This window comes from Streptomyces endophytica (genome assembly GCF_026153355.1).
Classification (GTDB): Bacteria; Actinomycetota; Actinomycetes; order Streptomycetales; family Streptomycetaceae; genus Streptomyces; species Streptomyces endophytica.
Map to the genome: position 1 here is coordinate 1,729,738 of NZ_CP110636.1, position 26,303 is coordinate 1,756,040.

14 protein-coding genes and 8 pseudogenes are annotated in these 26,303 nt (G+C 72.8%); 10 read left to right on the top strand and 12 right to left on the bottom strand.

Features of this window, described 5'->3' with window-relative positions:
- Positions 1-46: 46 nt before the first annotated feature.
- From OJ254_RS07825 to OJ254_RS07845, 5 genes and pseudogenes are all read right to left on the bottom strand, one after another.
- Positions 47-822 (bottom strand): annotated as a pseudogene (locus OJ254_RS07825) (Fpg/Nei family DNA glycosylase).
- A gap of 822 nt (positions 823-1,644) precedes the next feature.
- Entirely contained in the window at positions 1,645-3,846 is a 2,202-nt protein-coding gene (locus OJ254_RS07830; protein WP_265361764.1) for a nuclease-related domain-containing DEAD/DEAH box helicase, read from the bottom strand.
- 98 nt (positions 3,847-3,944) lie between these two features.
- Positions 3,945-6,188: pseudogene (locus OJ254_RS07835) on the bottom strand (family 2 encapsulin nanocompartment cargo protein terpene cyclase).
- A 243-nt stretch (positions 6,189-6,431) separates the two neighbouring features.
- Positions 6,432-7,215, bottom strand: a pseudogene (locus OJ254_RS07840) (ATP-grasp domain-containing protein); the annotation flags it as partial.
- Between the two features lie 64 nt (positions 7,216-7,279).
- Positions 7,280-8,119 (bottom strand): annotated as a pseudogene (locus OJ254_RS07845) (ATP-grasp domain-containing protein); the annotation flags it as partial.
- Between the two features lie 516 nt (positions 8,120-8,635).
- On the opposite strand from OJ254_RS07845, the gene OJ254_RS07850 reads away from it, so the two are divergent.
- The gene (locus tag OJ254_RS07850) at positions 8,636-9,922 is read left to right on the top strand and encodes an amidohydrolase family protein (RefSeq protein ID WP_265361765.1); all 1,287 of its coding nucleotides are present in this window, start codon (positions 8,636-8,638) and stop codon (positions 9,920-9,922) included.
- Positions 9,923-9,964: 42 nt separating this feature from the next.
- Here OJ254_RS07850 and OJ254_RS07855 read toward each other — a convergent pair whose 3' ends face one another.
- Positions 9,965-11,392: an MFS transporter gene (locus OJ254_RS07855; protein WP_265361766.1), complete on the bottom strand. Its 1,428-nt coding sequence runs from the start codon at positions 11,390-11,392 to the stop codon at positions 9,965-9,967.
- A gap of 46 nt (positions 11,393-11,438) precedes the next feature.
- Positions 11,439-12,197: a GntR family transcriptional regulator gene (locus OJ254_RS07860; RefSeq protein WP_265361767.1), complete on the bottom strand. Its 759-nt coding sequence runs from the start codon at positions 12,195-12,197 to the stop codon at positions 11,439-11,441.
- 274 nt (positions 12,198-12,471) lie between these two features.
- Between OJ254_RS07860 and OJ254_RS07865 the strand changes: the two genes are divergently transcribed.
- The 3 genes from OJ254_RS07865 to rocD all read left to right on the top strand — a co-directional run bounded on the left by OJ254_RS07865 (position 12,472) and on the right by rocD (position 15,254).
- Complete coding sequence (locus OJ254_RS07865) at positions 12,472-12,960, top strand: Lrp/AsnC family transcriptional regulator (protein ID WP_265361768.1); 489 nt, start codon at positions 12,472-12,474, stop codon at positions 12,958-12,960.
- 256 nt (positions 12,961-13,216) lie between these two features.
- The gene (gene ddaH, locus OJ254_RS07870; RefSeq protein ID WP_265365090.1) at positions 13,217-14,008 is read left to right on the top strand and encodes a dimethylargininase; all 792 of its coding nucleotides are present in this window, start codon (positions 13,217-13,219) and stop codon (positions 14,006-14,008) included.
- A 64-nt stretch (positions 14,009-14,072) separates the two neighbouring features.
- Entirely contained in the window at positions 14,073-15,254 is a 1,182-nt protein-coding gene (gene rocD, locus OJ254_RS07875; RefSeq protein ID WP_265365091.1) for an ornithine--oxo-acid transaminase, read from the top strand.
- A 160-nt stretch (positions 15,255-15,414) separates the two neighbouring features.
- Here rocD and OJ254_RS07880 read toward each other — a convergent pair whose 3' ends face one another.
- Positions 15,415-16,020, bottom strand: coding sequence for a TetR/AcrR family transcriptional regulator (locus OJ254_RS07880; RefSeq protein ID WP_265361769.1), 606 nt, complete (start codon positions 16,018-16,020; stop codon positions 15,415-15,417).
- A gap of 369 nt (positions 16,021-16,389) precedes the next feature.
- Between OJ254_RS07880 and OJ254_RS07885 the strand changes: the two are divergent.
- Positions 16,390-16,842 (top strand): annotated as a pseudogene (locus OJ254_RS07885) (nuclear transport factor 2 family protein); the annotation flags it as partial.
- Between the two features lie 91 nt (positions 16,843-16,933).
- Here OJ254_RS07885 and OJ254_RS07890 read toward each other — a convergent pair.
- Positions 16,934-18,655 (bottom strand): annotated as a pseudogene (locus tag OJ254_RS07890) (aminotransferase-like domain-containing protein).
- A 140-nt stretch (positions 18,656-18,795) separates the two neighbouring features.
- Here OJ254_RS07890 and OJ254_RS07895 point away from each other — a divergent pair.
- On the top strand, positions 18,796-19,638 hold the full coding sequence (locus OJ254_RS07895; RefSeq protein ID WP_265361770.1) for a methyltransferase domain-containing protein: 843 nt from the start codon (positions 18,796-18,798) through the stop codon (positions 19,636-19,638).
- On the opposite strand, the gene OJ254_RS07900 is transcribed toward OJ254_RS07895, so the two are convergent.
- Both OJ254_RS07900 and OJ254_RS07905 read right to left on the bottom strand, forming a co-directional pair.
- On the bottom strand, positions 19,622-19,834 hold the full coding sequence (locus OJ254_RS07900) for a DUF397 domain-containing protein (protein ID WP_265361771.1): 213 nt from the start codon (positions 19,832-19,834) through the stop codon (positions 19,622-19,624). The genes OJ254_RS07895 and OJ254_RS07900 overlap by 17 nt on opposite strands.
- On the bottom strand, positions 19,827-20,621 hold the full coding sequence (locus OJ254_RS07905) for a helix-turn-helix domain-containing protein (protein WP_265365092.1): 795 nt from the start codon (positions 20,619-20,621) through the stop codon (positions 19,827-19,829). Before OJ254_RS07905 ends, OJ254_RS07900 begins: the two co-directional genes overlap by 8 nt.
- A 523-nt stretch (positions 20,622-21,144) precedes the next feature.
- On the opposite strand from OJ254_RS07905, the gene OJ254_RS07910 reads away from it, so the two are divergent.
- The 3 genes and pseudogenes from OJ254_RS07910 to OJ254_RS07920 all read left to right on the top strand — a co-directional run bounded on the left by OJ254_RS07910 (position 21,145) and on the right by OJ254_RS07920 (position 23,185).
- Complete coding sequence (locus OJ254_RS07910; RefSeq protein ID WP_265361772.1) at positions 21,145-21,480, top strand: hypothetical protein; 336 nt, start codon at positions 21,145-21,147, stop codon at positions 21,478-21,480.
- 275 nt (positions 21,481-21,755) lie between these two features.
- Positions 21,756-22,006: pseudogene (locus tag OJ254_RS07915) on the top strand (hypothetical protein).
- A gap of 10 nt (positions 22,007-22,016) precedes the next feature.
- Positions 22,017-23,185: pseudogene (locus tag OJ254_RS07920) on the top strand (flotillin family protein).
- Between the two features lie 444 nt (positions 23,186-23,629).
- Here OJ254_RS07920 and OJ254_RS07925 read toward each other — a convergent pair.
- Positions 23,630-24,148, bottom strand: a complete 519-nt coding sequence (locus OJ254_RS07925; RefSeq protein ID WP_265361773.1) for a MarR family winged helix-turn-helix transcriptional regulator — start codon at positions 24,146-24,148, stop codon at positions 23,630-23,632.
- Positions 24,149-24,930: 782 nt separating this feature from the next.
- Here OJ254_RS07925 and OJ254_RS07930 point away from each other — a divergent pair.
- Positions 24,931-26,193 carry a cytochrome P450 gene (locus OJ254_RS07930; protein ID WP_265361774.1) on the top strand — a complete coding sequence of 421 codons (1,263 nt, stop codon included), beginning with the start codon at positions 24,931-24,933 and terminating at the stop codon, positions 26,191-26,193.
- The last annotated feature ends 110 nt before the right edge of the window (positions 26,194-26,303 follow it).

The window sequence follows — 26,303 nt, forward strand, 5'->3', positions numbered from 1 at the left end:
CCTCGGAGTGCTCACCTCGGGCCGCGGCGCGGCACGGTACGTCGGTTCACGGCTGGCAGCGGGGGCACCACACCGTGCCCCGTCCGGCGACCCGCGTCCGGCGCAGTGGTGTGCCGCAGCGCGGGCAGGCGGGGCCCGGGTCGTCACGCCGGCCGGTGAGCCAGGAGTCGCGCGGCGGGACGCAGCCCGCGCGGACCGCCGCCCGCAGGGTGCGGCGCATCTCGGTGTGCAGCCGGTCGCAGTCGTCGGCGGACAGGTCGCCGGCCCGGCGGCCGGGGTGCAGGCCGCTGCGCCAGAGGATCTCGTCGACCAGCAGATTGCCGAGCCCGGCGAGGACCGACTGGTCCATGAGGACGGCCTTGAGGCTGCCGCGCCGCCCGGCCAGCGCGGCCCGGAAGTCCGCCCGGCCCACCTTCCCCGCGTCCGGACCCTGGCGGCTCAGGATCCGTTCCGTACCGGCCGGGTCCATGAGCCACAGGCCCTGGAGTTTGCGCTGGTCGCGGTAGCGGAGCTGGCGTTCGCGGCCGAGCGTGAACACCACCCGGTCGTGGGGGTGGACCGGATCGTCCGGGGAGCAGCAGACCAGCCGTCCGGTCATCCCGAAGTGCAGCAGCAGGGTGGGGCCGCCGGTGTGCGCGAGCAGCCATTTCCCGTGCCGCTCCGGCTCGGTGAACCGGCGCCCTCCAGCTCGCCGCGCAGCCGCTGCCGGCTCACCTCGTGCAGCACGCCCTCGTCGTACACCTCGATCCGCCGGATCACCCGGCCCCGCGCACACGCGACAAGCGTCCGCCGGAAGCCTTCGACGTCCGGCAACTCGGGCATCCGGCCCACCGCCCCTTGGGAGGTCGGCCTCCGCTACGCGTGGCGCGACGAGTGCCGGGCCGCGTGCGGGACGAGTGCCGCGCGGTGTGCGAGGACGAGTGCCGGGCGGGACGACGTACCGAGGGCGCTGACGGATGCGTCGACGGGTGCGTTGACGAGGTTGACGAGTGCGTCGACGGATGCGCCGACGGGTGCGTCGACGAGTGGCGTGCCACGGGCGGTGACGAGGGCTTGGCCGAGGGCGGGTGGACGGCGGACGGGGGGTCCTGATCGGCCGGCGGGTTCTCGGAACCCGGCGGGGGGTTCTGGTCGCCCGGCGGATTCTCGGTGCCCGACGGGTCCTGATCACCCGACGGGTCCTGGTCACCCGACGGGTCCTGGTCGCGCGGCGGGTCGTCATCCCGCGGGGGTCCTGGTCGCGCGGCGGGTCCTCGTCGCGCGGGGGGTCCTCCTGGTAGTCGTCCGACGGGGCCAGCTGCAGGCTGCCGTAGCGGGCGAACACCGCCTCCGTGCCGGCCCGGACGGTGGCCATCGGGTTGCCGGTGCAGTCGCGCGAGGGCCACAGGACGAGGTCGAGCGGGGTGTCGTTCACCACCTCGCCGCCCCCGGGCCCGAGCCCGTAGCAGTGGTCGTCGCCGGGGTCGACGATCTGGTACTGCCGGTTGCCCGGCCGCATGTGGAAGATGATGGTGCCGGTGGTGGCCCGCGCCGTGGGCGGTACGGTCACGGCGAGCGCCGCGCTGAGCGCTCCGGTGAGGGCCACGGCGCCGAGAAGAGCGGTCTTGCGTCGCATGGACCCAACGTTCCCGGGGCCGTTTTGTCCTATTCCTCCCTGTCGGTAGATTCACCCGCCGTGCCGCTCGGCCGGACGCTGCCCAGCCACAGCACGTCCCGCGCCCGGGTCATCGCCACGAAGAGCTGGCTCCGCATCAGTTCTCCCTGCTCACGGGCGGTCCCGCCGTCGTCCTCCGCCTCCTTCCCGACCGTCAGGTTCGCCTCGTAACGGGGCAGATAGACCCGCTTGAACTCCAGCCCCTTGGCCCTGCGGTAGCTGCCCAGTTTCACCGCCGCGACCGGCCGCCCGTCGTAACTCTCCAGCAGGCACACCCGTACGCCCGCCCGGGTCAGCAGCCGCCGGTAGCGTGCGATGGCCCGGGTGGCGGGGCACAGCACCGCGGAGTCCGCCAGTTCCTGCGGGGTCAGGCCGCGCAGCACCGCCACCAGCGCCGCGTCGTGCGCCGCGGGCGAGGGCAGCACCGCCCGGACCACCTCACCGTGGTGGTACGTCAGGTCGACGTCCCGCCGGCCCGGGGTCCGCGAGCCGTCGATGTCCTCGAAGGCGTCCTCGGCGACGACGGACAGCGCGGTGTCCACGATCTCCTTGCTGTTGCGGTAGTTGGCGCGCAGCACCTGCCCCCGGTCGCCGCGGATGTCGATCCCGGCGTCCGAGAGCCGGAACCCGCCGGGATAGACGGCCTGCTGCCCGTCGCCCACCAGCAGCAGCCCGTTGGGGCTGTCCCCCACCAGGGAGTGCAGCAGCCGCACGCCGACCAGGGTGAGGTCCTGGACCTCGTCCACGACGACGGCCGTGTACGGGGAGTGGCCACCGCGGCCGGCCGCCTCGGCGAGCGCGAGGGAGAGCACGTCGTTGAAGTCGTGCACCGCGCGTTCGGTGCGCTGCGCCTCGTACGCCTCGTAGAGGGCCCAGACGGCCTGCCGGTGCGGATGGCGCAGGCTGGTGCGGCGGCGCCGGCGGGGCAGCGCGGCGTACGCGTCGAAGGAGGTGATCCCGCGGCCCTTGATGACGTGGTCGATCTCCTCCTTCCAGTAGCGGGGCAGCGGATCGATCTCGGCCAGGCAGCTGTCCCGGCCGAGGTGCTTCCAGGCGAGGCTGAAGGCCGTCTCCGCCTTCTCCCGGTGCAGGCGCACCGGTACGTCGCGGGACTGGAGGTAGGTCCGCGCCCAGTGGTGCAGGCTGCTGAATTCGATCCGGTCGGCCACCGCGGGGGCCATGGTGGCGAGGAACGTCGCCTGCACCCGCGGCAGGTTGTTGGCGAAGGTGACGTAGAGGACGCGGCCGCCGGTGCGCTGGGCGAGGTACGCGGCGCGGTGCAGCGCGACGACCGTCTTGCCGGTGCCGGCCGGGCCGCTGATCCGGGCCGGGCCGGCCCAGTTGCGGCGCACCAGCGCGAGCTGGTCGGGGTCGAGGAAGGTCATCCACTGCTCGATGGGGGCCCGCCGGGCCTCGTCCAGGGCGGCGCGGCGCAGCCCGTCGAGGTCGAAGAGGCCGTCGTCCGCCGGGGAGGGTGCGGCCGGCGTGGCCGCGGGCCGGTTCTGCGCGGTCCGGATGCCCGTCCGGTCGGCCGCCGCCGGGTCCTCGTACTCGGGGAAGACCCGGCCCAGGTGCTCGGCGAGCGCCCGTACCGAGCCCGCGGAGAGCCGGGTGCGTTCCGACAGCAGCGCCGGGCCGATCTCGTGCTCGCCCAGCAGCCGCAGCCGGCCCAGCTCGGAGTCGACGCGGTGGCCGGCGAAGGCCATCAGCGGGCGCACCGCCACCGGTGACATGCCCAGCGCCGCCACCGCGCCCTCGGCGGCCTTGGTGACCGCGAGGAGTTTGCGCCGGTGCTCGTCGCGGGAGAACCCGCCGGCCCGCAGCCGCCCGCCGGACGGTTCCGGGGCGGCCCGCCAGTTCTTGACGTCGATGACGAAGACCCCGCCGGGCCCGATCAGCAGCATGTCCACGTTGGCGGCCCGGGTGCCGGGCCAGCGCCGGTCCACCAGCAGCCGCCAGCCCCGCTCGGTCAGCATCAGCAGCTGGGCGGCGATCCGCCGCTCCCCCTCGCTCGCCGCCTCCCAGCGTTCGGCCCGCCGGCGGGCGGCCCGCCACTGCTCCCGTAACAGCCGCTCCTGGCGCCGGCCTCCTGGGCCCGCCGTGATGCCGATCCGCCCGCCGCGCTCCCCGCCGCCGACCCGCCTGCCGTCATCGCACGCCCCCTCACCTCGCCCCGCGTCCCACGGGGTCATGAACCATAGGTCCGAGGCACATGACGCGGTAGTGCGCACGGCAGGGGCACGGAGGCATGGCGCGGGCCCGTGGTCCGCGGTCCCCCGGGCCGCCGCCGCTACGGCCGTCCGCCGCTCGGCACCGGCCGCCGCACGGGCCGGAACGCCGAGGTGCCGAGTCCCTCCGGGACGCCCGGCCAGCCCGGCGCGCCCTTCGGGTGGCGGAGTTCGGACGCGAGGTAGCGGCGGCAGCCGCGGTGCCAGTTGAGGATGCCGGCCATCCAGTTCTCCAGCTCGCGGACGTAGCCGTCGAGCACCTCACGGGCCTCGGCGGACAGCCGGAAGTCGTCGTGGACGACCGGGAGTTCCTTGGCGGCGATGTGCTGGAACTCCTCGATGCGCGAGGTCATGAGGTCGCCACGATGGCCAGCGCGCTCGGGTAGTCGCACTGGAAGAAGTTCTGGACGACGAGCACGCCGTTGTGCACCTCGCCCTCGTACTCGATCTCCTTCTGGTACGAGAAGACGTCGTTCATCAGGCAGGCGAAGTCGGCGGCGGAGTTCTGCAGCGCGCGCAGGGTGCCGGTGCGGTAGACCTCGGGCGGCACCCGGCGGCCGTGGCCGATCCGGCACAGGGACATGGTGAGGTCGGACCCGAAGGTCGCCCGCCGCATCTCGATGTAGTCGACCGGGTCGGGGATGCGGTTCTGGATCTGGTTGTCGATCTCCCACAGCCAGCTGGCCGTCATGACGTCGACGGCCTGCCGGAAATCGCGGCGCGCCTGTGGCGTCATCGCCGCCACCGTGCGGGTCCACAGGTCCGCCAGCCCGCGTTCGAGGGCGTTGGCCGGCTCCGGGACGGGCGCGGTGGCGTCGAGCGGCATGCACGCCGACAGCCGTTCGGTGCAGACCTTGGCCGCGGCGATGCCCGGGTCCGGCCGAAGACCTGCGGGTAGTAGTCGTCGGCGTAGGTGCCCCAGGCCAGCCACTGGGAGCCGAGGTCGAGTTCGTCCTCGGTGGCGTCCGGATGGATGCCGGCCGCGCACAGCGCCAGGTCGTGGCGCTCCATCGCGGGCTCGTCCCAGACGTCGGAGAGCGGCACCCCGGGCTGCGGCCGCAGCATGCCCATCCGGTGCGCCCAGTCGATGACCCGGCGGCGGGCGCCGTCCAGGTGCGGGCTCAGGCTGAGGGCGAACGGCATGGTGATGTCGGGGATCCGGGACGGGCCGACCTTCTGGTGGGGCACGTGGGTGTGGCTGCGGAGGCGGAGCGCGCCGGCGGTGGTCAGCGCCGTCCTCAGGTCCGCCGCCGAGGTGCCCAGGCCGGCGGCGGCGAACGGCGACCAGGGCCGCGCGGATCCGGCCGCCGCCGCTCCGCCGCCGTTCATGTAGCGGCTGGAGCGCAGGTGCCACTCGTGGCCGCCGGACTGCCAGTCCTGCAGCCCCTTGGCGTACGCCAGCACGTCCGCGCAGGACCCGGCGTCCAGGCCGGTCTCCAGGAACAGCGCGGGGAGTTCCGTGACCACGGTGTTCTCGAACTGCTGGAGCCGGGAGGTGATCAGGTCGTTGACCGCGTCCGCGGCCTCCTGGGTGGTGCAGCCCAGGAAGGTCTCCAGCACCAGGACGCCGTTGCTCAGCTCGCCCTCCTCCTCGGTCTCCCGCTGGTAGGAGAAGAGGTCGTTGCGCAGGTGGACGCCGTCGGAGAAGGCGTCGCGCAGCACCCGCAGCGGCCGGGAGGCGGCGACCGCGGCCGGGACCTCGGCGCCGGCCGCGTACTCGACCAGGCCCGCGGACCAGGCGCGCCGCCGACCTTGCGGCGCATCTCGATGTACTCGACGGGGTTGGGCACCCGGTTGATGTTGATGTTGGACAGTTCCCAGAGGGACTCGTTCAGCAGGTGCTCGGTGCTCTCGGCGAACCGCCGGCGCCAGTCCAACGACATGTGCGGCACGGTGCGGGCCCACAGGTCGGCGAGGCCCGCCTCGACCGGGTTGGCCGGCTCCGGTACGGGCGTGGCGTCGTCCATCGGCATGAAGGCGGGCAGCCGGTCGAGGTACTGCTTGCCGCCCTCCCGGTCCAGGGTGCGCTTGAACTTCTCCAGGAAGTGGTCGTCGAAGAAGAAGACCCAGACGTACCAGTCCGTCACCAGCGAGAGCGCGTCCGCGTCGCAGTCGGGGTGGGTGTACGCGCACAGCAGGGCGTAGTCGTGGGCGTCGAGGTCCCGCTGCTCCCAGATGCCCGAGCCCTCCAGCATCCCCCTCTCGCGGGCCCACCGGCGGGAGTGTGTGCGCGCCGCCTCCAGGTGCGGGTTTCAGCCGCGCCGGGTAGGGCGTGTAGAAGTGGGCAATTCAAATGGCTGTGTCACCGTTGCTGGCCTCTCCCCATACGTGCGGAAGGAAGGCGTGCCGAACCACGCCCCCTCAACGGAGCCAGCGCTACCCCGGGTCCGGCGCGTTAGACGTTGCGGAGGACGAGCCTCCATGACCGCCGCCTTCTGCTCGTTCGGCCCCGCACCGGTGATCACTTCAGACGCTTTTTTGATGCCGCGCTTTCGTTTCCCCGGCCGTGGGGGCGACACAGGCGGTACGGACGGTGCGGGCGGTGCGGGCGTGCGCAGGGCGAGTTCCGCCAGTGCCTCCGGCGCACCCGCCTGCCCCCGTATGCCGGGGAAGGCGTTGACGTCGACGACCACCGGGCCGTCCGGGCGAGCAGCACGTCCCGCCGTAGACCGCCAGGCCGAAGACCCCGCCGGTGCGCAGCGCGAGCTCGGCCCAGCCCGCGGGCAGGTCGCCGGGCGGCAGCGGCCGGGTCGGCCCGCGCCCGTCCGGTGCCAGCTCCGAGCGGCGCAGCCCGGCGAAGAGCCGCCCGTCGACCACCCACAGCTTGTGGTCCCAGCCGCTGTTCGCGGTGAACTCCTGGACCACCACCGGCTCCTCGGGCCAGGCGGCCGCCAGTTCCCGCAGGTCGGCGGCGGTGTCGGCGCGGGCCACCAGATCGCCGCGCCGGCTGTGCCGGCTCTTGACCACCAGCGGCCCGGCCGGCTCCCCGGCCGCCGCCAGTTCCTCGATCGCGTCCACCGGCCGGGTCACGGCGAACGGCAGCCCCGCCGTCCGCGCCAGCTCCGCCATCGCCACCCGGTCCTGGCAACGCGCCGTCGCCGCGGCGGAGTTGAGCACCGGGACGCCGTACGACTCCAGGCGCGCGGCCAGCGCCAGCGCCCGCGGCGTCCGCGCCTTGAGGAGGTACACGTCGGCGAGCGCGCCGCGGTCCGGGCCGGGCGCCGCGCCGTCCGGGGCCAGGTGCTCGACCCGGTGGCCGTCCCCGGTCAGCAGTCCGGTGGCCGCGGCGAGCACCGGGTGCGCCGGATCCGCCGTGATCAGGCCGATCCTCACCGGTCGCCGCCGATCGCCGCCAGCGGGACGGTCTCCGGCGCGGCGGCGCCGCGGCGGCCGGCACCGGCAGGCCGCGGCCCGCGCCGTTCCCGCCGCCCCCGCCGGCGAGCCGCAGCACCGCCGCCGACACCCGGGCCACCGCGTCCGGCACCTGACGGAAGCTCGGGAAGTCGTTGATGTCGACGACCACCGGCCCGTCCGGGCCGAGCAGCACGTCCACGCCGTAGAGGTCGAGCCCGAAGACCGCGCCGACCTCCGCCGCGATCCCGGCGACCTCGGCGGTGAGCGGCACCTGGCGCTCCGGTACGTCGTGCCCGGGGTGCAGCGGCGAGCACCGCTCGGTGGCGTACAGCTCACCGGCGACGCAGTAGACCTTCAGATCGGTACCGGAGTTGGGGACGTACGGCTGGGCGATCAGCAGCCGCCGCCGGCGTGCTCCGGCGCGTCCGGACCGGTCAGCCGGCCGGGGTGCTCGACCAGCCGCACCGCGCGCCCCGAGCTGCCGTCCGCGGGCTTCACCACGAGCGGAACGCGCTGGCGGGCAGCTCCGCGAACTCCTCGGCCCGGGCCGCCGCGTAGGTCGCCGGCACCGGCAGGCCGTGGGTGCGGGCGATCACCGCGGCCAGCGCCTTGTCCCGGACGCCGCGGATCGCCCGGGCGTCGTTGACCGTGGTCAGCCCGACCGCGGCGGCGGCCTCCAGCAGGGTCAGCCCCGGCCCGCCCGAGACGGTCTTGAGGACCCAGGCGTCATGGCTGCCGGCCGCACCGACTCGGATATCGGGATCAGCGAGCGGCCCGGCCACACGACGTCCACCTGGTGGCCCCAGGCGCCGAGTTGGCGGATCACGTCCCGGGGCATGCCGTCGTGGCGGTACTGCTCCTCCACCAGGAAGCAGAGTCTCATCGGGGCATCCTCGTCATCGCCGCGCGTCCGTCCACCGTCCGCCCGGCAGATCCATGACGCACCAGGATCCCACGCGGGGCCCGGCAGGGGCCGTGAGGGCCGTACGCCGCTACGGATCCCCACCCGCCCCATGTTTCGGCGAGGTTACGCCACCCTCCCCGCCCGGTCCGCCCCTGCTGACCAGGCGCACCACCGACACCGCCCGGTCCAGCGCCACCCCCCACCCCACCTCGTAAATCCCGCATGCCGGAACCCTTGTTCCGCTTCTGGCCCGGTCCTAGGGTCGGGCCACCCCGGGGACGGATCGGCGAACGGTACGCACCACGTACCGGAGTACGGGAAGCAGGCGAGCGGGTTGGCGAACGAACAGCACGGCGGATTCGGCCGGCGGGGATTTCTGGCCGGCATGGGCGGACTCATCGGCGCATCGGGACTCGGCAGTACGAGCCCGGCCGCGACCGCCGCACCCACCACGGGCCGCGGCCCGAGGACTTCCACGGCCACCGGCAGCTCCTCGTGCCCGAGCTGCTGCTCCTGCCCCAGGGCCCGGTGCGCGACCGCGCGGTCCTCGTCTCCGGTGGGACGTTCCGCGCCGTCGGGCCGGCCGGACAACTCATCGCCGCCCACCGCGACCTCGAACCGGTCCGCCTGGACGGCCACTTGCTGATGCCCGGCTTCGTGGACGCACACCACCACCTGACCCAGAGCTTCGGCAAAGCCCAGTCCTTCGGCCAGCCCTCGGAGATCTTCAAGACCGTCTGGGAGCCCCTGGAGCACGCCCTCGACGAGGAGAGCGCCTACGTCTCCGCGAAACTCGCCGCCCTGGAGGCGCTGCGCGGCGGCTTCACCACCGTCGCCGACGCCGGCACCCGCGCCCCCGTCGACGTCGCGGCGATCGCCAAGGGCACCGAGGAGGCCGGCATCCGCTGCGTGCTCTCCAAGATCGTCTCCGACGGCACCGGCGGCCCCGCCCCCTGGCACGGTGGGACGGCCACCCCCTCGTCCACCCTCCCTGGCCATCGCGGTCCCCGAGGACGCCCCCGCCGAGACCCTCAAGAAGACCGCCGCCCTGTGCACCGAGGCCGGCGCCGTCCTCCAGATCCACGTCAACGAGCACCTCGCCTCCGTGGAACGCTCGTTGAAGAGCGTCGGCCGGCGCCCCGTCGAATACCTCCACCACATCGGCGCCCTGGGCCCGCACACCCTCGGCGCCCACGCCACCCTCCTCACCCCACCGAGATGCGGCTGCTCGCCGACTCCGGCGCGGCCATCAGCTACAACCCGGTGGCCAGCGCCTGGAAGGGCAACGGCGTCGCCCACGCCACCATGCTGGCCGCCCTGGGCGTCCGCTTCGGCATGGGCACCGACGGCACCCGCGGCGACGGCTTCCGCCTGATCGACGCCGGCGAGACCGCCCAGCGCCTCGCGTACGGCCTGGGCTCCGGCGACTCGGTCTGCGGCGCCGGCCGGATGTGGCTGGACCACGCCACCACCCACAGCGCCGACGCCGTCGGCCTCGGCAAGGTCACCGGCGAGATCGCCGCCGGCAAGGCCGCCGACTACCTCGTCGTGGACCTCGACGTCCCCGAACTCACCCCCTCCTACGACCTGCGCTGGGAACTCGTCCGGCTCGCGAACCGCGACCAGATCGCCGCCGTCGTCGTGGCCGGCCGGCTCCGCCTGTGGCACGGCCGGCCCACCGACTGGGACGCCCAGGCCCTGGTCGCCCGCGCCGCGAAGCTCGGCCCCCAGGTCGTCGAAAGGGCCAAGCTCCAACGGGTGGAGCCGGTCTACGAGTCCTGACGCGACGGGCGCGGGACCCTTCCGGCCCCGCGCCCGCCCGCCTCACCGCCCCCGCTCCCCGGGCATCCAGCACGCCACCAGCACCGCCGTCGCCGCCAGCGCGGCCGCCAGGGCCAGCGTCGCGCTGTGCAGACCGTCCGTGAACGCCGCGACCACCGCCTCGCGCACCTCCGGATCGGACGTACGGGCCTCGGCCGCCGCGACCGTCGTCGGCGCGTCCGGTCCGGCCAGCGCCGCGGGCAGCCGGGCGGTGAAGACCGCGGTGGTCACCGTCCCGGTCACCGCGATGCCCACCGCACTGCCCAACTCCCGGCTCAGACTCTGCAGTCCGGACCCGGTCCCGGCCCGCTCCGGCGGCAGCGCGGCCATCATGGCGTGCGACAGCAGCGGCGTGGCGATCCCGCAGCCCAGCGCCGTCAGCCCGGCACCCAGCGCATAGAGCGGATACGGGGTACGGGCGTCGGCCGCGGACACCGTGCACAGCCCGCCGGCCAGCACCAGCATGCCCATCACCACCGCGCCCCGCCGCCCGCCCACCCGCTCCAGCAGCAGCCCGCAGCGCGGCCCGGCCAGCAGCGCCCCGGCCATCGGCAGCAGCCGCAGCCCCGCCCCGAACGGCCCGTACCCTTCGCGTACTGCAAATACTGGCCGTTGAGGTAGAAACAGGCCGAACATGCCGGTGAACAGCGCCGCCATACCCACCGCCCCGGCCCGCACGGCCGGCCGCGCGAACAGCCTCGGATCCAACAACGGCCGCACCGAACGGAGTTCGCTCCGCACCCAGCCGGCCAGCAGCAGCCCGGCCGCGCCGAACGCCCCCAGCACCACCGGACTGCCCCAGCCCTCCCCCGGCCCGCTGACGATCCCGTAGAGCAGCGCCAGGCACCCCCCGGTGAACAGGGCACTGCCGCCCGCCGGGACCGGATCCGGCCGGCCGCCGGCCACCCCTGCCGGGGCGACCGCGGCGACCAGCAGCAGCGCACCGAGCGCCAGCGGCACCACACAGCGGAACAGCGTCCGCCAGCTCCCGAACTCGATGGCCGCCCCGCCCCCGACGTTGCCCCACACGGCGGCGAGCCCCGTCATCGACGCCCACACCGCGATCGCCCTGCGCCGTGCCCGGTCCTCGCGCCCCTCCACCAGCAGCGCCAGCGTCGTCGGCAACACGGCCGCGGCACCCACCCCGCTGATCATCCGCCCGGCGATCACCCACCCCACCCCTGCGGCCACCGCACACACCACCGCGCCGAGCGTGAACACCCCCAGCCCGCACAGCAGCGTCCCCTTGCGCCCCCACCGGTCGGCGAGCGCCCCCGCCGGCACCAGCAGACAGGCGAAGACCACGACATAGCCGTCCACGACCCAGACCACCGCCTGCGCCGACGGACGCAGCGCACTCGCCGACAGGTCCGGCAGCGCCAGATTGACCGCGGACACCATGCCCACCACCAGCGTGACGCACAGGCACATCGCGACCGTCAGCGCACCACGCCGCCCCGCCGCGACCCCAACCCGCTCACTCCACAACGGAGTTGACGTCCCGCGCCCGGTCCAACGTGGCCTGCAGCGTCAACCGGTCCCCGCGCAGATGGATGAACTCCAGATCGGCCGGCCGCCCGTCGGCGAGCCGGGTCAGCCGCTCCACCGCGAGCACCGCCCCACCCTCCGGCATCGCCAGCACCTCACACGTCGCCGGATCCGCCACCACCGCCCGCACCGACACCTCCGCCCGGCCCAGCGGCGCCCCCGCCACCCGCTCGATCAGGTCGAAGACGTCCTGCCGCTCCAGCGTCGCCCGCCCCCGCGCCAGCAGCGGCTCCCCGACCTCCGGAATCAGATACGTGCAGTCCAGCGACAACGGCGCCCCGTCCACTCGCCGCAGCCGCTCCAGATAGACCGTCGCCGCCCCCTCCGCCAGCCCCAGCCGCCGGGCCACCGCCAGCGGCGGCCGCACGCTCCGCGCCTCCCGCACCTCGTTGACGACCACGCCGTGCCGCTGCAGCACCTCCGCCAGCCCGGACAGCTCCCCCAGGGGATGCTGGTACGTCCGCCCCGCCACCACGGTGCCGACCCCCCGGCGCCGCTCCACCAGCCCCTCGTCCCGCAACAGCCCCAGCGCCTCCCGCACGGTGTTCCGCGACGTACCGAACTCGGCCACCAGCGCCCGCTCGTCCGGCAGCGCCCCGCCCGGGAACGCCCCGCGCAGCACCTGGCCCCGCAGCACATGCGCCACCCGGCGCGCCTGATCCGCCCGCCGCCCCTGCTCCGCCGACATCCGCACCCTCCTCCCGACGCCCGCGACGCTAGGCGACCGGTGTTGCCGCGAGGTTACGCCACCCCATCTGACCTGCACGGATTCCTGAACTGGCGGTTTGCGGGACACCCCCCGGGCTGCGCCACCGCCCGGCGCCCGCGGACCGCTACCGTGAGGCGATCGCCCACACCGCGCACACCGTTCGGCACACGCCCGCACGTGCACCCGGAGCGATCACGCACACTGAGGCGATCCCGCGCTCACGCAGGACTCGTAAGGACAGGGAGGTCCAGCCGTGACCCACAAGGCCGTGCCCTTCGACGATCTCGACCGGAAGATCATCGCGGCCCTGCTCGACAACGGCCGGGCGAGCTTCGCGGAGATCGGAACGGCCATCGGGCTGTCGTCCACCGCGGTCAAACGCCGGGTGGACCGGCTGCGCGAGCACAACGTGATCACCGGATTCTCCGCCACCGTCCGCCCCGCCGCCCTGGGCTGGCTGACCGAGGCCTACGTCGAGGTGTACTGCGACAGCGCCGCCCCGCCCCGCCGACTGGCCGAGGTCGTCCGCAACCACCCGGAGATCGCGGCCGCGATGACCGTCACCGGCGGCGCCGACGCCCTGCTGCACGTGCGGGCCACGGACGTCGAGCACTTCGAGGAGGTCCTGGAGCGGATCCGGACCGAACCGTTCATCCGGAAGACGATCAGCTACATGGTCCTCTCCCACCTCCTCCCGGACAGCCCGGAAGCCGGAGCCCAAGCAGCAAACGAGCGCATCTGAGCGAAACCACGCAGGATTCCTGCCTGCATGCGCAGCATTTGTTGCTTGTGGCCGGAATCCACCCCTCCTTACCGTGGTAAGGCCCAGGTGACGATCAGTGACCCTGCGTCACAGCTCATCGATCGCCGTCACCCACCTGCCCCACCGGAGAGGAAGGGATACTTCTGTGCCGACGAGCAGTGCGACGAGCACCCCGAGCAGTGCGAACAGCCCCGTCCCGGCGGCCGCCCGCGTGGCGCGCCCCCGCCGGTACCTGATGTGCGAACCCCGCCACTTCGACGTGCGCTACGCCATCAACCCCTGGATGCGCGAGGGCACACAGGTCGACACCACCCTGGCCGCCCGCCAGTGGGAGACCCTGGCCGCCGCCTACCGCGCGCACGGCCACACCGTCGAGACCGTCCCACCGGTCCCCGGCCTGCCCGACATGGTGTTCGCGGCGAACTCCGCACTCGTCGTGAACGGCCGGGTCTTCGGCTCGCGGTTCCACGCCCCGCAGCGCCGCCCCGAGTCCACCGAGTACGAGACCTGGTTCAAGGCCGCCGGCTACGACGTCTACCGCCCGGAAGCCCTGTGCGAGGGCGAGGGCGACCTCGTCCCGGCCGGCCGCTACGTCCTCGCCGGCACCGGCTTCCGCACCTCCCGCGCGGCCCACGACGAGGTGCAGGAGTACTTCGGCGTCCCGACCATCGGCCTGCAGCTGGTCGACCCGTACTTCTACCACCTCGACACCGCGCTCTTCGTCCTGTCCGAGGACCCCGCCACCGGCGACGCGGAGATCGCCTACTACCCGGGCGCCTTCTCGTCCGGCAGCCGCGAGGTGCTGCGCCGGCTCTTCCCCGGGGCCCTGCTCGCCACCCGGGACGACGCCATGGCGTTCGGCCTCAACTCCGTCTCCGACGGCCGGCACGTCTTCGTCGCGCCACCGGCCACCGCCCTGATCGACCAGCTCGCCGCCCGCGGCTACGTCCCCGTCCCCGTCGACCTCTCGGAGTTCCACAAGGCCGGCGGCGGCATCAAGTGCTGCACCCAGGAGATCCGCTCATGACCGCACCCGTCCGCACCGCCCCGGCCCCCACCGCCCCGTCGGCGCGCCCCGTTCGTCCGCCGAGCTGATCCGGGCCGAGGGCCCGGTCCTGGCCCACAACTACCACCCGCTGCCCGTCGTGGTGGCACGCGCCGAGGGCGTCTGGGTCGAGGACGTCGAGGGCCGCCGCTACCTCGACATGCTCGCCGGCTACTCGGCGCTCAATTTCGGCCACCGGCACCCGGCCCTCATCGAGGCCGCCCACCGCCAGCTCGACCAGCTCACCCTCACCTCCCGCGCCTTCCACAACGACCGGCTCGCCGGCTTCGCCGAGGCCCTCGCCGAGCTCACCGGCCTGGACATGGTCCTGCCGATGAACACCGGCGCCGAGGCCGTGGAGAGCGGCATCAAGGTCGCCCGCAAATGGGCCTACGACGTCAAGGGCGTCCCGGCCGACCGCGCGACGATCGTGGTGGCCGACGGCAACTTCCACGGCCGCACCACCACCATCGTCGGCTTCTCCGACGACGCCACCGCCCGCACCGGCTTCGGCCCCTTCGCCCCGGGCTTCCGCACCGTCCCGTACAACGACCTCGCCGCCCTCGAAGCCGCCGTCGACGACACCACGGCCGCCGTCCTCATCGAGCCCATCCAGGGCGAGGCCGGCGTCATCATCCCCGACGAGGGCTACCTGACCGGCGTCCGCGAACTGACCCGGCGGGCCGGCTGCCTCTTCATCGCCGACGAGATCCAGTCCGGCCTCGGCCGCACCGGCACCACCCTCGCCGTCGAGCACGAATCCGTCGTCCCCGACGTCCTCCTCCTCGGCAAGGCACTCGGCGGCGGCATCGTCCCGGTCTCCGCGGTCGTCGCCCGCCGCGAGGTCCTCGGCGTCCTGGGCCCCGGCCAGCACGGCTCCACCTTCGGCGGCAACCCGCTCGCGGCCGCGGTCGGTTCGGCCGTCATCGAGCTGCTCGCCACCGGCGAGTTCCAGCGCCGCGCCGCCGAACTCGGCGCGCAGCTGCGCACCGGCCTGGCCGCCCTCACCGGCAAGGGCGTCACCGGCTTCCGCGCCCGCGGCCTGTGGGCCGGCGTGGACATCGACCCGGCCCTCGGCACCGGCCGCGAGATCAGCGAACGCCTCCTGGCGGAAGGCATCCTGGTCAAGGACACCCACGGCTCCACCATCCGCCTCGCCCCGCCCCTGACCATCACGTCGGAGGAACTGGCATCGGCCCTGACAAGCCTGGAACGGGCCTTGGCCTAGGTCTTGACCTAGGCCAAGGCCTAGGGGTCGTTACGGGGGGGCGGCTACGGGGGGCGCTAGGGGGCGGCCACTGCGGGGTCGTCGGGATGGGGCCGTCGGGGCGGAAGCGTCGGCTGTTACTGCGGGCCGGTGGGTGTGGCTACGGGGCGGGCGGCCGTCGCTACGGGGCCGCCGGCTCCGCGCCGTCCGAGCCGCCGTCCGAACCACCCTCCGACCGGGCCGCCGCCAGCAGCACCTCGGCGGCGGCCCGCGCCTGCCGGGCCGCCGCCGCCTCCCCCGCGACGGCGGCCGCACTGATCGCCCCGTCGACCAGCAGCGCCAACTGGCCGGCGAGCAGCGAGCGTTGCCGCACCGGAAACTCACCCGGCAGGTCACTCACCAGCCCGTCCAGATAGCTCACCAGCGCCCGCTTATGCTCCCGCGCGGCCCGCGCGACCTCCTGCGACGTGGCCCCCAGCTCTCCGAACGAGTTGAGGAAGGCACACCCCCGGAAGTCCGGCTCCGCGAACCACTCCGCCAGCCAGTCGAAGACCGCCGGCACCCGCCCCTCCGGCCCCCCCGCGCGCGCGTCCACGTACTCCGCGAGCGCCGCCCGCCACCGTGCGTCCCGCCGCCGCAGATACGCCTCGACAAGGTCCCGCTTGGCCGGAAAGCACTGATAGAGCCGCTTCAGCGAAACCCCCGCGGCGGCCCGCAGCTCATCCATCCCCACGGCCTGAATCCCGCGCCCGTAGAACAGCCCCTCCGCAGCATCGAGTATCCGCACGCGGACTTCGTCGTCATGACCCGCACGGACCCCGCCGCGCCCCGCGGGGGCCGCATCGCGACCCGCGGAGGCCTTGTCTCGACCCGCGGGGGCCTCGTCGCGAGCCGCGAGGGTCTCGCCGTGAGCCGTACGGGCTTCTTCCTGGCGCATGGGGCACGTCCGGGCTGGTCGGGCCGACCGGAAGCCGACCGGGAGACAGGGGCAGTGGCGGGGACAGGGACAGGGACAGGGACAGGGCCGATCGGAGAGCCCCCTAGCAAGGAGAACGATCGTTCTCTACACTAACCCACACCCCGCGGGAGAACGCCCGTTCTCCCCACCACCCACCACCACTCACTCACCCCTCCACCACCGCCTAGAGGAATGCGCATGACATCACCACGCCCACCCTTCCCCCCGTTCGACGAGCAGAGCGCCCTGCAAAAGGTCCAGGCCGCCGAGGACGCCTGGAACACCCGCGAGCCGGAACGAGTGGCCCTCGCCTACACGGAGGACTCGATCTGGCGGAACCGCGACACCTTCCTCCGCGGCCGCGACGAGATCATCGCCTTCCTCCGCCAGAAGTGGTCCCGCGAACTGGACTACGCGCTACGCAAGGAACTCTGGTCGTTCCACGGCAACCGCATCGCGGTCCGCTTCCAGTACGAGAGTTATGACGCCGACGGCCAGTGGTGGCGCAGCTACGGCAACGAGCTGTGGGAGTTCGACGAGTACGGCCTGATGCGCCGCCGCGAGGCCGGCATCCACGACGTCCCCATCCAGCAGTCCGACCGCCGCATCTTCGGCCCCGCCCCGACCACGAAAAGGGCAACCCCCTCCCCTTCACCTGACCCCACTCCACAACGCGGCGCCGCCACACTCCACACCACCCGCAGGCCAGGCAGGGGGCGCGATCGGACGCCCGCCCTCCGCGTCATGGCGTCCGCCCCGCGCTCCCCGCCCAGCCCAGCCCCGCCACCTCCCCCAGCACAGCCACCCCCGCCGCGATCTCCCCCGCCGTACGCGCCGCATAGCCGAGCACCAGCCCCGGCGCCCCGCCCGCTGCCGGTGCCAGGACAGCGGCTGCACCTTGACGCCCCGCTCCAGCGCGCCGCCGCCCACTCCACGTCCACCACACGAGCCGAGTCGACCACACGGGCCGAATCCACCACACGGGCCGAATCGAGCACATGAGCCGAGTCGACGGAGCCCCGAGGGTTCCGCGCCCCGAACGTCAGCGTCAGGTGGAGCCCCGCCGCCGCGCCGTGCACGGTCGCGCCGGGCAGATGGCGCCGGACCGCGGCGATCATGGCGTCCCGGCGCTGGCGGTGGCGCCGCCGCACCCACCGCAGTCGGCGCTCCAGTTCACCCGTCTCCATCAGCCGCGCCAGCACCAGCTGCGGCAGCACCGCGTTGCCGAGGTCCGCGAACCGCCGGGCGTCGACCAGCGCCTCCCGGTACGCCGGCGGCGCCAGCAACCAGCCCACCCGCAGCGCGGGCGCGAGCAGCTTGGACACGCTGCCCGCGTAACAGACCTGCTCGGGAAGGAGCGAGCGCAACGCGGCCACCGGGGGGCGGTCGTAGCGGTGCTCGGCGTCGTAGTCGTCCTCGATGATCAACCCGCCGTCGTCCGCCGCCCAGCGCATCAGCTCCCGCCGCCGCGCACCGCCCAGCACCACGCCGGTGGGGAACTGGTGCGCGGGCGTGAGCAGCACCGCCCGCGCCCCGCTCGCCCGCAGTTCCTCGACCCGCACCCCCTCCTCGTCCACCCCAACCGGCGGCGTCGCCACGCCCCAGTACCGCAGATGCTGTCGCGCCCCCAGCGACCCCGGATCCTCCACCGCGATCTCCTGGATCCCCGCGCCCCGCAGCACTTGCGCGACCAGCCCGAGCGCCTGCGCCGTACCCGTGGTGATGATCACCTCCTCCGGATCCACCGCGATCCCCGGTAGCGCGCCAGCCAGGCGGCGACCGCTCGCCGCAGCGCGGGCGCGCCCCGCGGATCCCCGTAACCGAACCCGGCGGCCGGCAACCCGGCGAGCACCTCCCGCTCGGCCCGCAGCCAGGCCGCCCGCGGAAACGCGGCGAGATCCGGTACGCCCGGCGACAGATCGATCCGCGCCGGCGCCGCCCGCAGCACATCGAAGACGTCGGGCCCGATATCCGCCCCGACACCGAGACCGACGCTCAGCCCGACACCCGTCCCGAGGCCCGACCCGAAGCCCGGCCCAACCCCCGGCCCAACCCCCGACCCGAAGCCCCGCCCAACCTCCGACCCAACCCCCGAGCCGAAGCCCCGCCCAACCTCCGACCCACCCCCCGGCCCGAAGCCCGCCGCTGCCCGGGAAGCGAACGGCTCCGGTGAGCCCGCCCCGCCAGCCGCCGCGCCCTCCGCCCCGCCAGCCGCCCCGTCCGCCGCCTCACCCGCCGGATCGGCCACCCGGGCGGGCGAAGAAGTGGCCACCGGCGCGGCCACGACCACCGTCCCGCCCCTCCCCCGCCCCGCCAGCTGCCCGTCCTCCCCCAGCCGCCGGTACGCCTCCGTCACCACGCCCCGCGAAACCCCCAGGTCAGCGGCGAGCACCCGGGTCGCCGGCAACCTGCTCCCGACCGGCAGCCGACCGTCCGCGATCGCCTCCCGCAGCCGCCGCGCCAGCCAGTCGGCCCGTCCCCCGGCCGGCGCCTCCCCGATGTCCAGCTGAAGAAAATCAGAGGTCCCCGCCGCCCTTATGGACCCCTCAGCCACCCCGCCTTTGGACCTGTTCACCGATCCATTGTCCGCGCCACGCTGTCCCCATGCCCACCACGAACCACGCCCCCGCCACCAACTCCCCCTATGTCCACGGCTATTCACCCCAGGAGGCCCGCCGCCTCGGCGACCAGGCCGACACCCTCGCCGCCCTGCTGCACGCCGGTACGGCCTACGAACCCGGCAGCCGCGTACTGGAAGCCGGCTGCGGGGTGGGCGCACAGACCGTCCACCTCGTACGGAGCAGCCCCGGCGCGCAGATCGTCGCCGTCGACCACTCCGAGGAGTCACTCGCCCAGGCCCGCGCCCACGTGACGGCCCAGGCCCCCGCCGCCCCCGTCACCTGGCGCCACGCCGACCTGCGCCAACTCCCCTTCGCCCGCGCCTCCTTCGACCACGTCTTCACCTGCTTCGTCCTGGAACACCTCCAGGACCCCGCGCAGGCACTGGCCGAACTGCGCCGCGTCCTACGGCCCGGCGGCACCCTCACCGTCATTGAGGGCGATCACGGCTCGGTCCTCTTCCACCCGGACAGCCGCCACGCGCAAACGGTGATCGACCACCAAGTACGCCTCCAGTCCGCGGCCGGCGGCAACGCCCTGATCGGCCGCGAACTCCACCCCCTGCTCACACGAGCGGGGTACGCCGAGATCACCGTGCGCCCCCGCACCGTCTACGCCGACGCGACCCGCCCCACCCTGGTGGACGGCTTCACCCGCAAGACCTTCATCGCCATGATCGAATCCGTACGCGACGAGGCATTGGCGGCCGGGCTCACCACCACGGCCGCCTGGAACCGCGGAATCACCGACCTCCACCGCACCACCGACCCCGACGGCACCTTCCACTACACCTTCTTCAAGGCAACGGCCCTCAAGCCCCAGCCTTGACCGCCGCGATGAACGAGGACCACGCCGCGGCTCCGACGACCAGTGCGGGGCCACACGGGTTCTTCGAGTCACGGACGGGAACACCGGCGCGGTGACCGTCGAGGACCTCGACGCAGCTGCCGGACTCGGACCCGCTGTAAGAGGACTTACGCCAACCGCTCAGCGTCGAAGCATCCCGGATGCTGTGCTCAGTCATGGTGTCCGTATTCCTTCGCTGTCGCCCTCAGCAGGCCGATCGACTCCTGCATTGACAGTGCTTCGCCCAGCGCAAGAGCGTAGACGCTCTGCAGTCGATGGACCACGGCCGGGGAGTCGTGCACCTTGCCGATGGCTTGGCCCTCGGAATAGCCGACCGGAGGCTGATCCTCGAACCACATCAGCGTCAGCATGCTCTGCAGCATCGGGTAAACCCCCACACCGAACGGCATTACGTGGACGCGCACCCGCCTCTGCTCGGCCAGGTGGACGATGTGCAGGAGCTGTTCCGCCATGACCTCTTGACCGCCGACCGGCCGACGCAGCACCGCTTCGTCAAGTAGCGCGCACACCATGGGCGTTACCGGGTCACCGAGGATCTTCGCGCGCTCCAGGCGTGTGACGACGTGCCGGTCACACTCTTCGTCGCTCCGAGGAGGAAAGCCGGCCCCCAGAACCGCACGCGCGTACCGCTCCGTCTGAAGGATGCCGGGAACGTACGACAGGGCAAACTCATGGATCATGGTCGCCTGCTGCTCAAGATGCCGCGCCGACTCGAAGTAATCGGCGATGGCCGCGTCGTCCTGCGGCCGAAAACTACTCAACACATTCCCCGTATCAAGGGCCTGGTCCAGCCGGCGGGCGTCCTCCTTGGACGGGATCCGCCGTCCCGCCTCGATGTGCGCGATGTGCGACCGCGTCATCACCGCCGTGTCGGCCAATTGCTGCTGCGTCAGCCCTGCCGCTTCCCTCTGCTGCCGGAGCCAATCGCCGTACGTACTGCTCACCTCGACCACCCCCATATGTGACGAATAAACCGTCACACTCTGTTACTAGCGAGGTTACTCCCCGTCACTACAGGCTGGGTGCCGTACGCAAAACCCCGCGACCGCTGGGACGGTCCGGGGGCACGGCCATCAACCCACAGAGGTTGAACCACAAGGAAATTGACGACGTGAGCAAACATATCGCCCCACTCTGCGCCGCACTGCTGCATTTCCTCTTCCCCAGCCTCGCGCAACCGCGCCCCGCCCCTCTCCCGCCTCGTACGGATCCCCTCCACACCGCGCTGACCTGCGCGTCCTGCCGAGTGCTCCGACTCCGGCGAGCCCCGGAAATTCCGCTGCGCGGAGAGGATGCGCACCTCGTACGCCCGTACGTCATGACCCCACAGGAACGACAAGAACGCCGCACCCAACTCACACGGCACCCCCGACACACAGAGCATCCCCAGCACGCAGACCACACACAGCACACACAGCACGAGCAGCAGGCGCAGCACGGGCAGCGCCGGAAGCTGGTGGACACCCGATGACCTACGACCCGGACAACCCCCAGCTCCCCGGTTCGCGCTACCGGTTGCTGCCGTGGACGACCGCCTCCGGCCACCCCTGTTACCTCAGCACCGACGACAGCGGCGGCTTCCTCTCCCGTAAGGCCGACGCGATGGAGGCCGAGCAGATGCGCGACGGCGCCGGCGTACTCATCGACGCCGAGGAGGTGTTGGACGATCCGACCGCAGGGACGCTCACCCTCCGCGTGACGCTCAAGCGGGCCACCGTCGCACTCGACGACGCCCTACGCATCGCGGACAGCCGCGGCGGCCGACTCCCCGCCCCGGACGACGACGACACGACCACCGCCTGACGGTCATCGACTGACCCGCCCCACCCCTGCCCGCTCCCCAAGCTCCCGGCCGGAGATCCGCTCCCCGTTTCCCCCCTTCCCCTCCCCTCCTCCCGACGAAAGCCGCCAGCGCCCCCCTCCGCCCCCGTCGAGCCCTTCCCCGCGGCCGCCGGATGAGGATGATCCGAAAGGCGGTCGGAGCCGACACTCCAACTCACCGACATCCCCCATAGGCCCCCGCGTGCGAGGGCGCTAATGTCGAATTCCAGGAACGTAACGGGGGAGGGCAGCCGCCGATGGTGCAGGACGACGCGGTGATCGGCTGCACGGGAGTGCTCCTGATCGGCACTCGCGGGCTGCCGGTCCCGGTGAGGTTCTGGTGCGGGTCAGGGGTGGCTCCGAGGCCTTTCTCGCCTGGTCCGCCGAGCCCCTTCCAGTAGGGGCAACCGTGCTCGTGATCGAGTCCCGTGGCAATCGCCAGGTCGACGTCATGGAGTGGACCGATCCGTTGGACGCGTTGACCGGCGACGCCGGCAACGCCGGCTGAGGAGACGAAGATGTTCGGTTACCGCGTTCCCGCCCCCGATCAAGCCATGCTGATCTCGGGTGGCAGGCGTGGACAGGGCGGCGCGCCATTCCGGGTGGTGACCGGTCACGGCAAGTTCGTGCTGCCGGTGTTCCGCAAGGTGCGCTTCCTGACCCTGGCGATGTGCGAGGCAGAGGTCGCCGAGACCTGTGTGACCCGGCAGGGCATCGCCCTCACCGTCCGTGCCGTGATCGCGTTCAAGGTGGCAACGACACCGAGAGCGTGGTCAACGCCGGCCAGCGGTTCCTGTCGGACCAGGACCAGATGTCGGTCCTGACCGGCCGGATCTTCGCCGGTCACCTGCGCTCCATCATCGGTTCGATGACGGTCGAGGAGATCGTCACCGAGCGGCAGAAGCTGGCCACCGAGGTACTGGAGACGTCCAAGACCGAGATGGCCAAGATCGGCCTGATCGTCGACTCGCTGCAGATCCAGTCCATCGACGACGGCGACACCGGCTACATCGAGGCGATGTCCGCCCCGCACAAGGCCGCCATCCAGCGTCAGGCCCAGATCGCCCAGGCCCAGGCCACCCAGGCCGCGGTCGAGGCGCAGCAGGAGGCCGCCCGTAATCAGGCCCAGTACAACCGGCAGACCGCGGTCGTCCAGGCCGAGTACTCCGCCGAGGTGGACCGCGCCCAGGCCCATGCCGCCCAGGCCGGCCCGCTCGCCCAGGCCCACGCGCAGCAAGAGGTCCTCGCCGCCCAGACCGAGCTCGCCGAACGCCGTGCCCAGCTGCGCCAGCAGGAACTGGTCGCCGAGGTCGTCAAGCCCGCCGAGGCCGAGGCCGAGCGCATCAAGCTCCTGGCCATGGCCGAGGCCGAGCGCATGAAGATCCAGGCCGAGGCCGCCGCCTCGTACGACCGGGTGGCCCTGGACCGGATGCTCATCGACCAGCTCCCCCAGATCGTCAAGGAAGCCTCCGCGGGCCTGTCGAACGCCAACGTCAACGTCCTCAACGGCACCGACGGCCTCGGCGAGATCGCCGCCGGCCTCGTCGGCCAGGGCCTGACCATCCTGGACTCGGTCCGCCGCAACCTCGGCAGCCCGGACAACCAGTCCCCCACCAAGTCCTCCTCGGCCTCCAAGCCCAATTCCCCCGCCAACCCCACCCCCTCCGGCCGGGTGGAAATCGAATAGCCGCCGCCCCGGGACCCGCCGGGACCACCTGGGATCACCCGGGGCCACCCGGGGCCACCCGGGCCACCCGGGATCACCCGGGACCGCCCCCGGGCCCGACCTCACGAGGGCCCGGGGCTCCCTTGGCCCACATACCGCCCGCCCAGCCCCACCCGCGGCGGGGCAATCAACCCACCCCCAACTCCATCACAATCAGCGACCCTCAACCCGGAACTAATAACTCTCCGTAGCCGTTGCCGGAATAAGGAGGCACACGCAAGGCGACCCCACACGGGAAGGAGACCCCGACGCCTCCAGCCCGCCGGACCCACCAGCACGCTCCCGCCGGACCCACCAGCACGCTCCCAGCCACCCCGCCCCCGCGACCCACCCCCACCCCCTCGCCATGCCCCCTCAAGCGTCAGGGAACGGTCTTGCGGAGCGTCAGGGAACGTCCTGCGGGCATCAGGGAACGGCCTCAAGCCCCACGGCGCCGCTGGCGTTCCTCGTCGGCGTGCTCGGCGTGCTTGTGCCGGGCGTAGCCGACCAGGTGGTTAAGGACCGCGACGGTGGCGGCGATGTCCGTGTCGTCGAAGTCGGCAAGGGCGTCACGCAAACCGGCCTGACTGGCCTGCTGCAGGCGCTGGAGGACGGCCTTGCCGTGCGGGTGATAGCCACCTTCCGGGCGCGCCGATCCAGCGAGTCCTGGGTACGTTCGACCAGGTCCTGCGCCTCCAACTGGCCGATCTGCCGGGTGACATGGGGCGGCTCGACCATCAGCAGCTCGGCGAGATCGCCGACGCGGCAGGCGCCGCCGCTGTCCTCCAGTGCCATCAACAGCCAGAGATCGGAGCGGGCCGCCGTCACGCCCGCCTGAGTCGCCTGGCGCTCGTGAGCCCGTGAGCGGGTGAGCAGATAGGACAGCGTGGCCAGCACCCTTTGCAGCGCGGCGGTGGGGTCCTGGTCTCTTCCGGGGTCCGGCATGCAGGCACTTTAGCGGCCCTTGGGATTCCGGAACCCCCAGCGCATACCAGGATCAGCGCTGCTCAGTACCTGTTTGCACGCTGGCTCCCGTACCCGGGCCGGAGGGCTTCTCGCGCCGCAGTCGGAACGTTCCCGGACCCGGGCGGGAACGGTCCCCTCGCCCGAGCCGGAACGGTTCGCACACCCGAGGCAAAGCGCTTCCCGCACCCGAGGCGGAGCGCTTCTCGTGCCCGAGCCGGAACGGTTCCCGTACCCGGGGCGGAGGGCTTTTCGCGCCGCAGTTGGAGCGGTGCTCGTACCCCATCCGTGCTGGTTCCCGTACCGGGGCCTGTCGGGGTTGGTGCCCCTTCAACACTGCTGACTGTGTGGCGGTTCGGGTGCTGTGGGCCGCGCGGGGCGGGGCCTGTGGGGCGGGTGGGGTCTCGGTTTTGAGCCAACCTTGGGGAAGCTCGGATCTTTCCTTCCGTCGCTTGCCGGCGCTGAGTTAACGTGTGAACGGTTAGTTGCTTAACTTAGGTAAGTAGTTGGGTAAGTTGTGCGCGCGCCGGGCCGGGATTCGGACGTCGGGTTTCGGACATCGCGTCGTGCGCTTGCAACGCCCCGTCGAGGAGTGGCGCCACCCCGCACCGTTGGCCACGGCAGAGCCGTGTCCCGATCGTGGAAGGACCAGCCGAATGACGACCGTAAAGCCGATCGACGTGGAGGATGGCGCCGGCAGCGTGGAGGCCGTTGACGCCGCAGGGGCCGTTGGCGCCGCAGGGGCCAACGGAAACACCAGCACCATGGGAACCACCGGAACCACCGGAACCACCGGAACCACCCACGCCACCAGTGCCCCCGGCAGCGCCCCGCTCGCCGAGGAGAGTGGGCTGGTGGTGCCGGTGGGGCGGGGGGACGGGTGTCCGTTTGATCCGCCGGCGGGGGTGGAGCGGGTGCGGCGGGAGCAGCCGGTGGCGCGGGTGACGCTGTGGGACGGGTCGTCGTGTTGGATGGTGACGCGGCATCAGGATGTCCGGGCGGTGCTCGGGGACCCGCGGTTCAGTGCCGATGCGACCCGGCCCGGGTTTCCGTTCCTCACGGCCGGTGGGCGGGAAATCGTCGCCAACAACCCCACCTTCCTCCGCATGGACGACCCCGAGCACGCCCGGCTGCGCCGGATGCTCACCGCGGACTTCATGGTCAAGAAGGTGGAGGCGATGCGCCCCGAGGTGCAGCGCATCGCCGACGAGTTGCTCGACCGGATGACCGACGGGCGGAGCGCGGCGGACCTGGTGGCCGAATTCGCGCTGCCGTTGCCCTCGTTGGTGATCTGCCTGCTGCTCGGCGTGCCGTACGAGGACCATGAGTTCTTCCAGCGGCGCAGCAGCATCCTGCTCAGCCTCCGGTCCCGGCCCGAGGACATCCGGACCGCGCAGCAGGAACTGCACGCGTACCTGGTCCGGCTCGCCGGGTCCAAGCGTGAGCGGCCGGACGACGCCATCGTCAGCCGGCTGGTCGCCCGGGGCGAGCTCGATGACGTCGAGATCGCGTCGATGGGGCGGCTGTTGCTGGTCGCCGGGCATGAGACGACCGCCAACATGACGGCCCTCTCGACGCTCGCGCTGCTCCGCAACCCCGGCCAGATGGCGCGGCTGCGCAACGACCCGTCGCTGGTCAAGGGTGCCGTGGAGGAACTGCTGCGCTATCTGACGATCGTGCACAACGGTCTGCCGCGGATGGCCACCGAGGACGTCACGCTCGGCGGCGTCACCATCCGCGCCGGCGAGGGCGTGCTGTGCACGCTCAACAGCGCGAACCGCGACGATGAGGTCTTCCCCGGCGGGGACGCCCTCGACGTCGGGCGCGATGCGCGCCGCCATGTCGCGTTCGGCTTCGGCGTCCATCAGTGCCTGGGGCAGCCGCTCGCCAGGGTGGAGCTGCAGATCGCGCTGGAGACGCTGCTCCGCCGGCTGCCGGACCTGCGGCTCGACGTCCCCTTCGAGGAGATCCGCTTCCGGCACGACATGGGGGTTTACGGGGTGTACGCGCTGCCGGTTGCGTGGTGAGCCGGGCCATGGCTTAGCCGGCTGGCCCTTCGAGCCACCCCGTTTCGGGCCACCCCGTTTCGGGCCACGTCGTTTCGGGCCACGTCGTTTCGGGCCACGTCGTTTCGGGC

Coding starts and splice junctions, on each gene's coding strand:
- OJ254_RS07830 (WP_265361764.1), bottom strand. CDS start 3,846: ATGACCCCGTGGGACGCGGGGCGAGGTGAGGGGGCGTGCGATGACGGC.
- OJ254_RS07855 (WP_265361766.1), bottom strand. CDS start 11,392: ATGTGCCTGTGCGTCACGCTGGTGGTGGGCATGGTGTCCGCGGTCAAT.
- OJ254_RS07860 (WP_265361767.1), bottom strand. CDS start 12,197: ATGTCGGCGGAGCAGGGGCGGCGGGCGGATCAGGCGCGCCGGGTGGCG.
- ddaH (WP_265365090.1), top strand. CDS start 13,217: ATGTGCGAACCCCGCCACTTCGACGTGCGCTACGCCATCAACCCCTGG.
- OJ254_RS07895 (WP_265361770.1), top strand. CDS start 18,796: ATGCCCACCACGAACCACGCCCCCGCCACCAACTCCCCCTATGTCCAC.
- OJ254_RS07900 (WP_265361771.1), bottom strand. CDS start 19,834: ATGACTGAGCACAGCATCCGGGATGCTTCGACGCTGAGCGGTTGGCGT.
- OJ254_RS07910 (WP_265361772.1), top strand. CDS start 21,145: ATGACCTACGACCCGGACAACCCCCAGCTCCCCGGTTCGCGCTACCGG.
- OJ254_RS07925 (WP_265361773.1), bottom strand. CDS start 24,148: ATGCCGGACCCCGGAAGAGACCAGGACCCCACCGCCGCGCTGCAAAGG.
- OJ254_RS07930 (WP_265361774.1), top strand. CDS start 24,931: ATGGGAACCACCGGAACCACCGGAACCACCGGAACCACCCACGCCACC.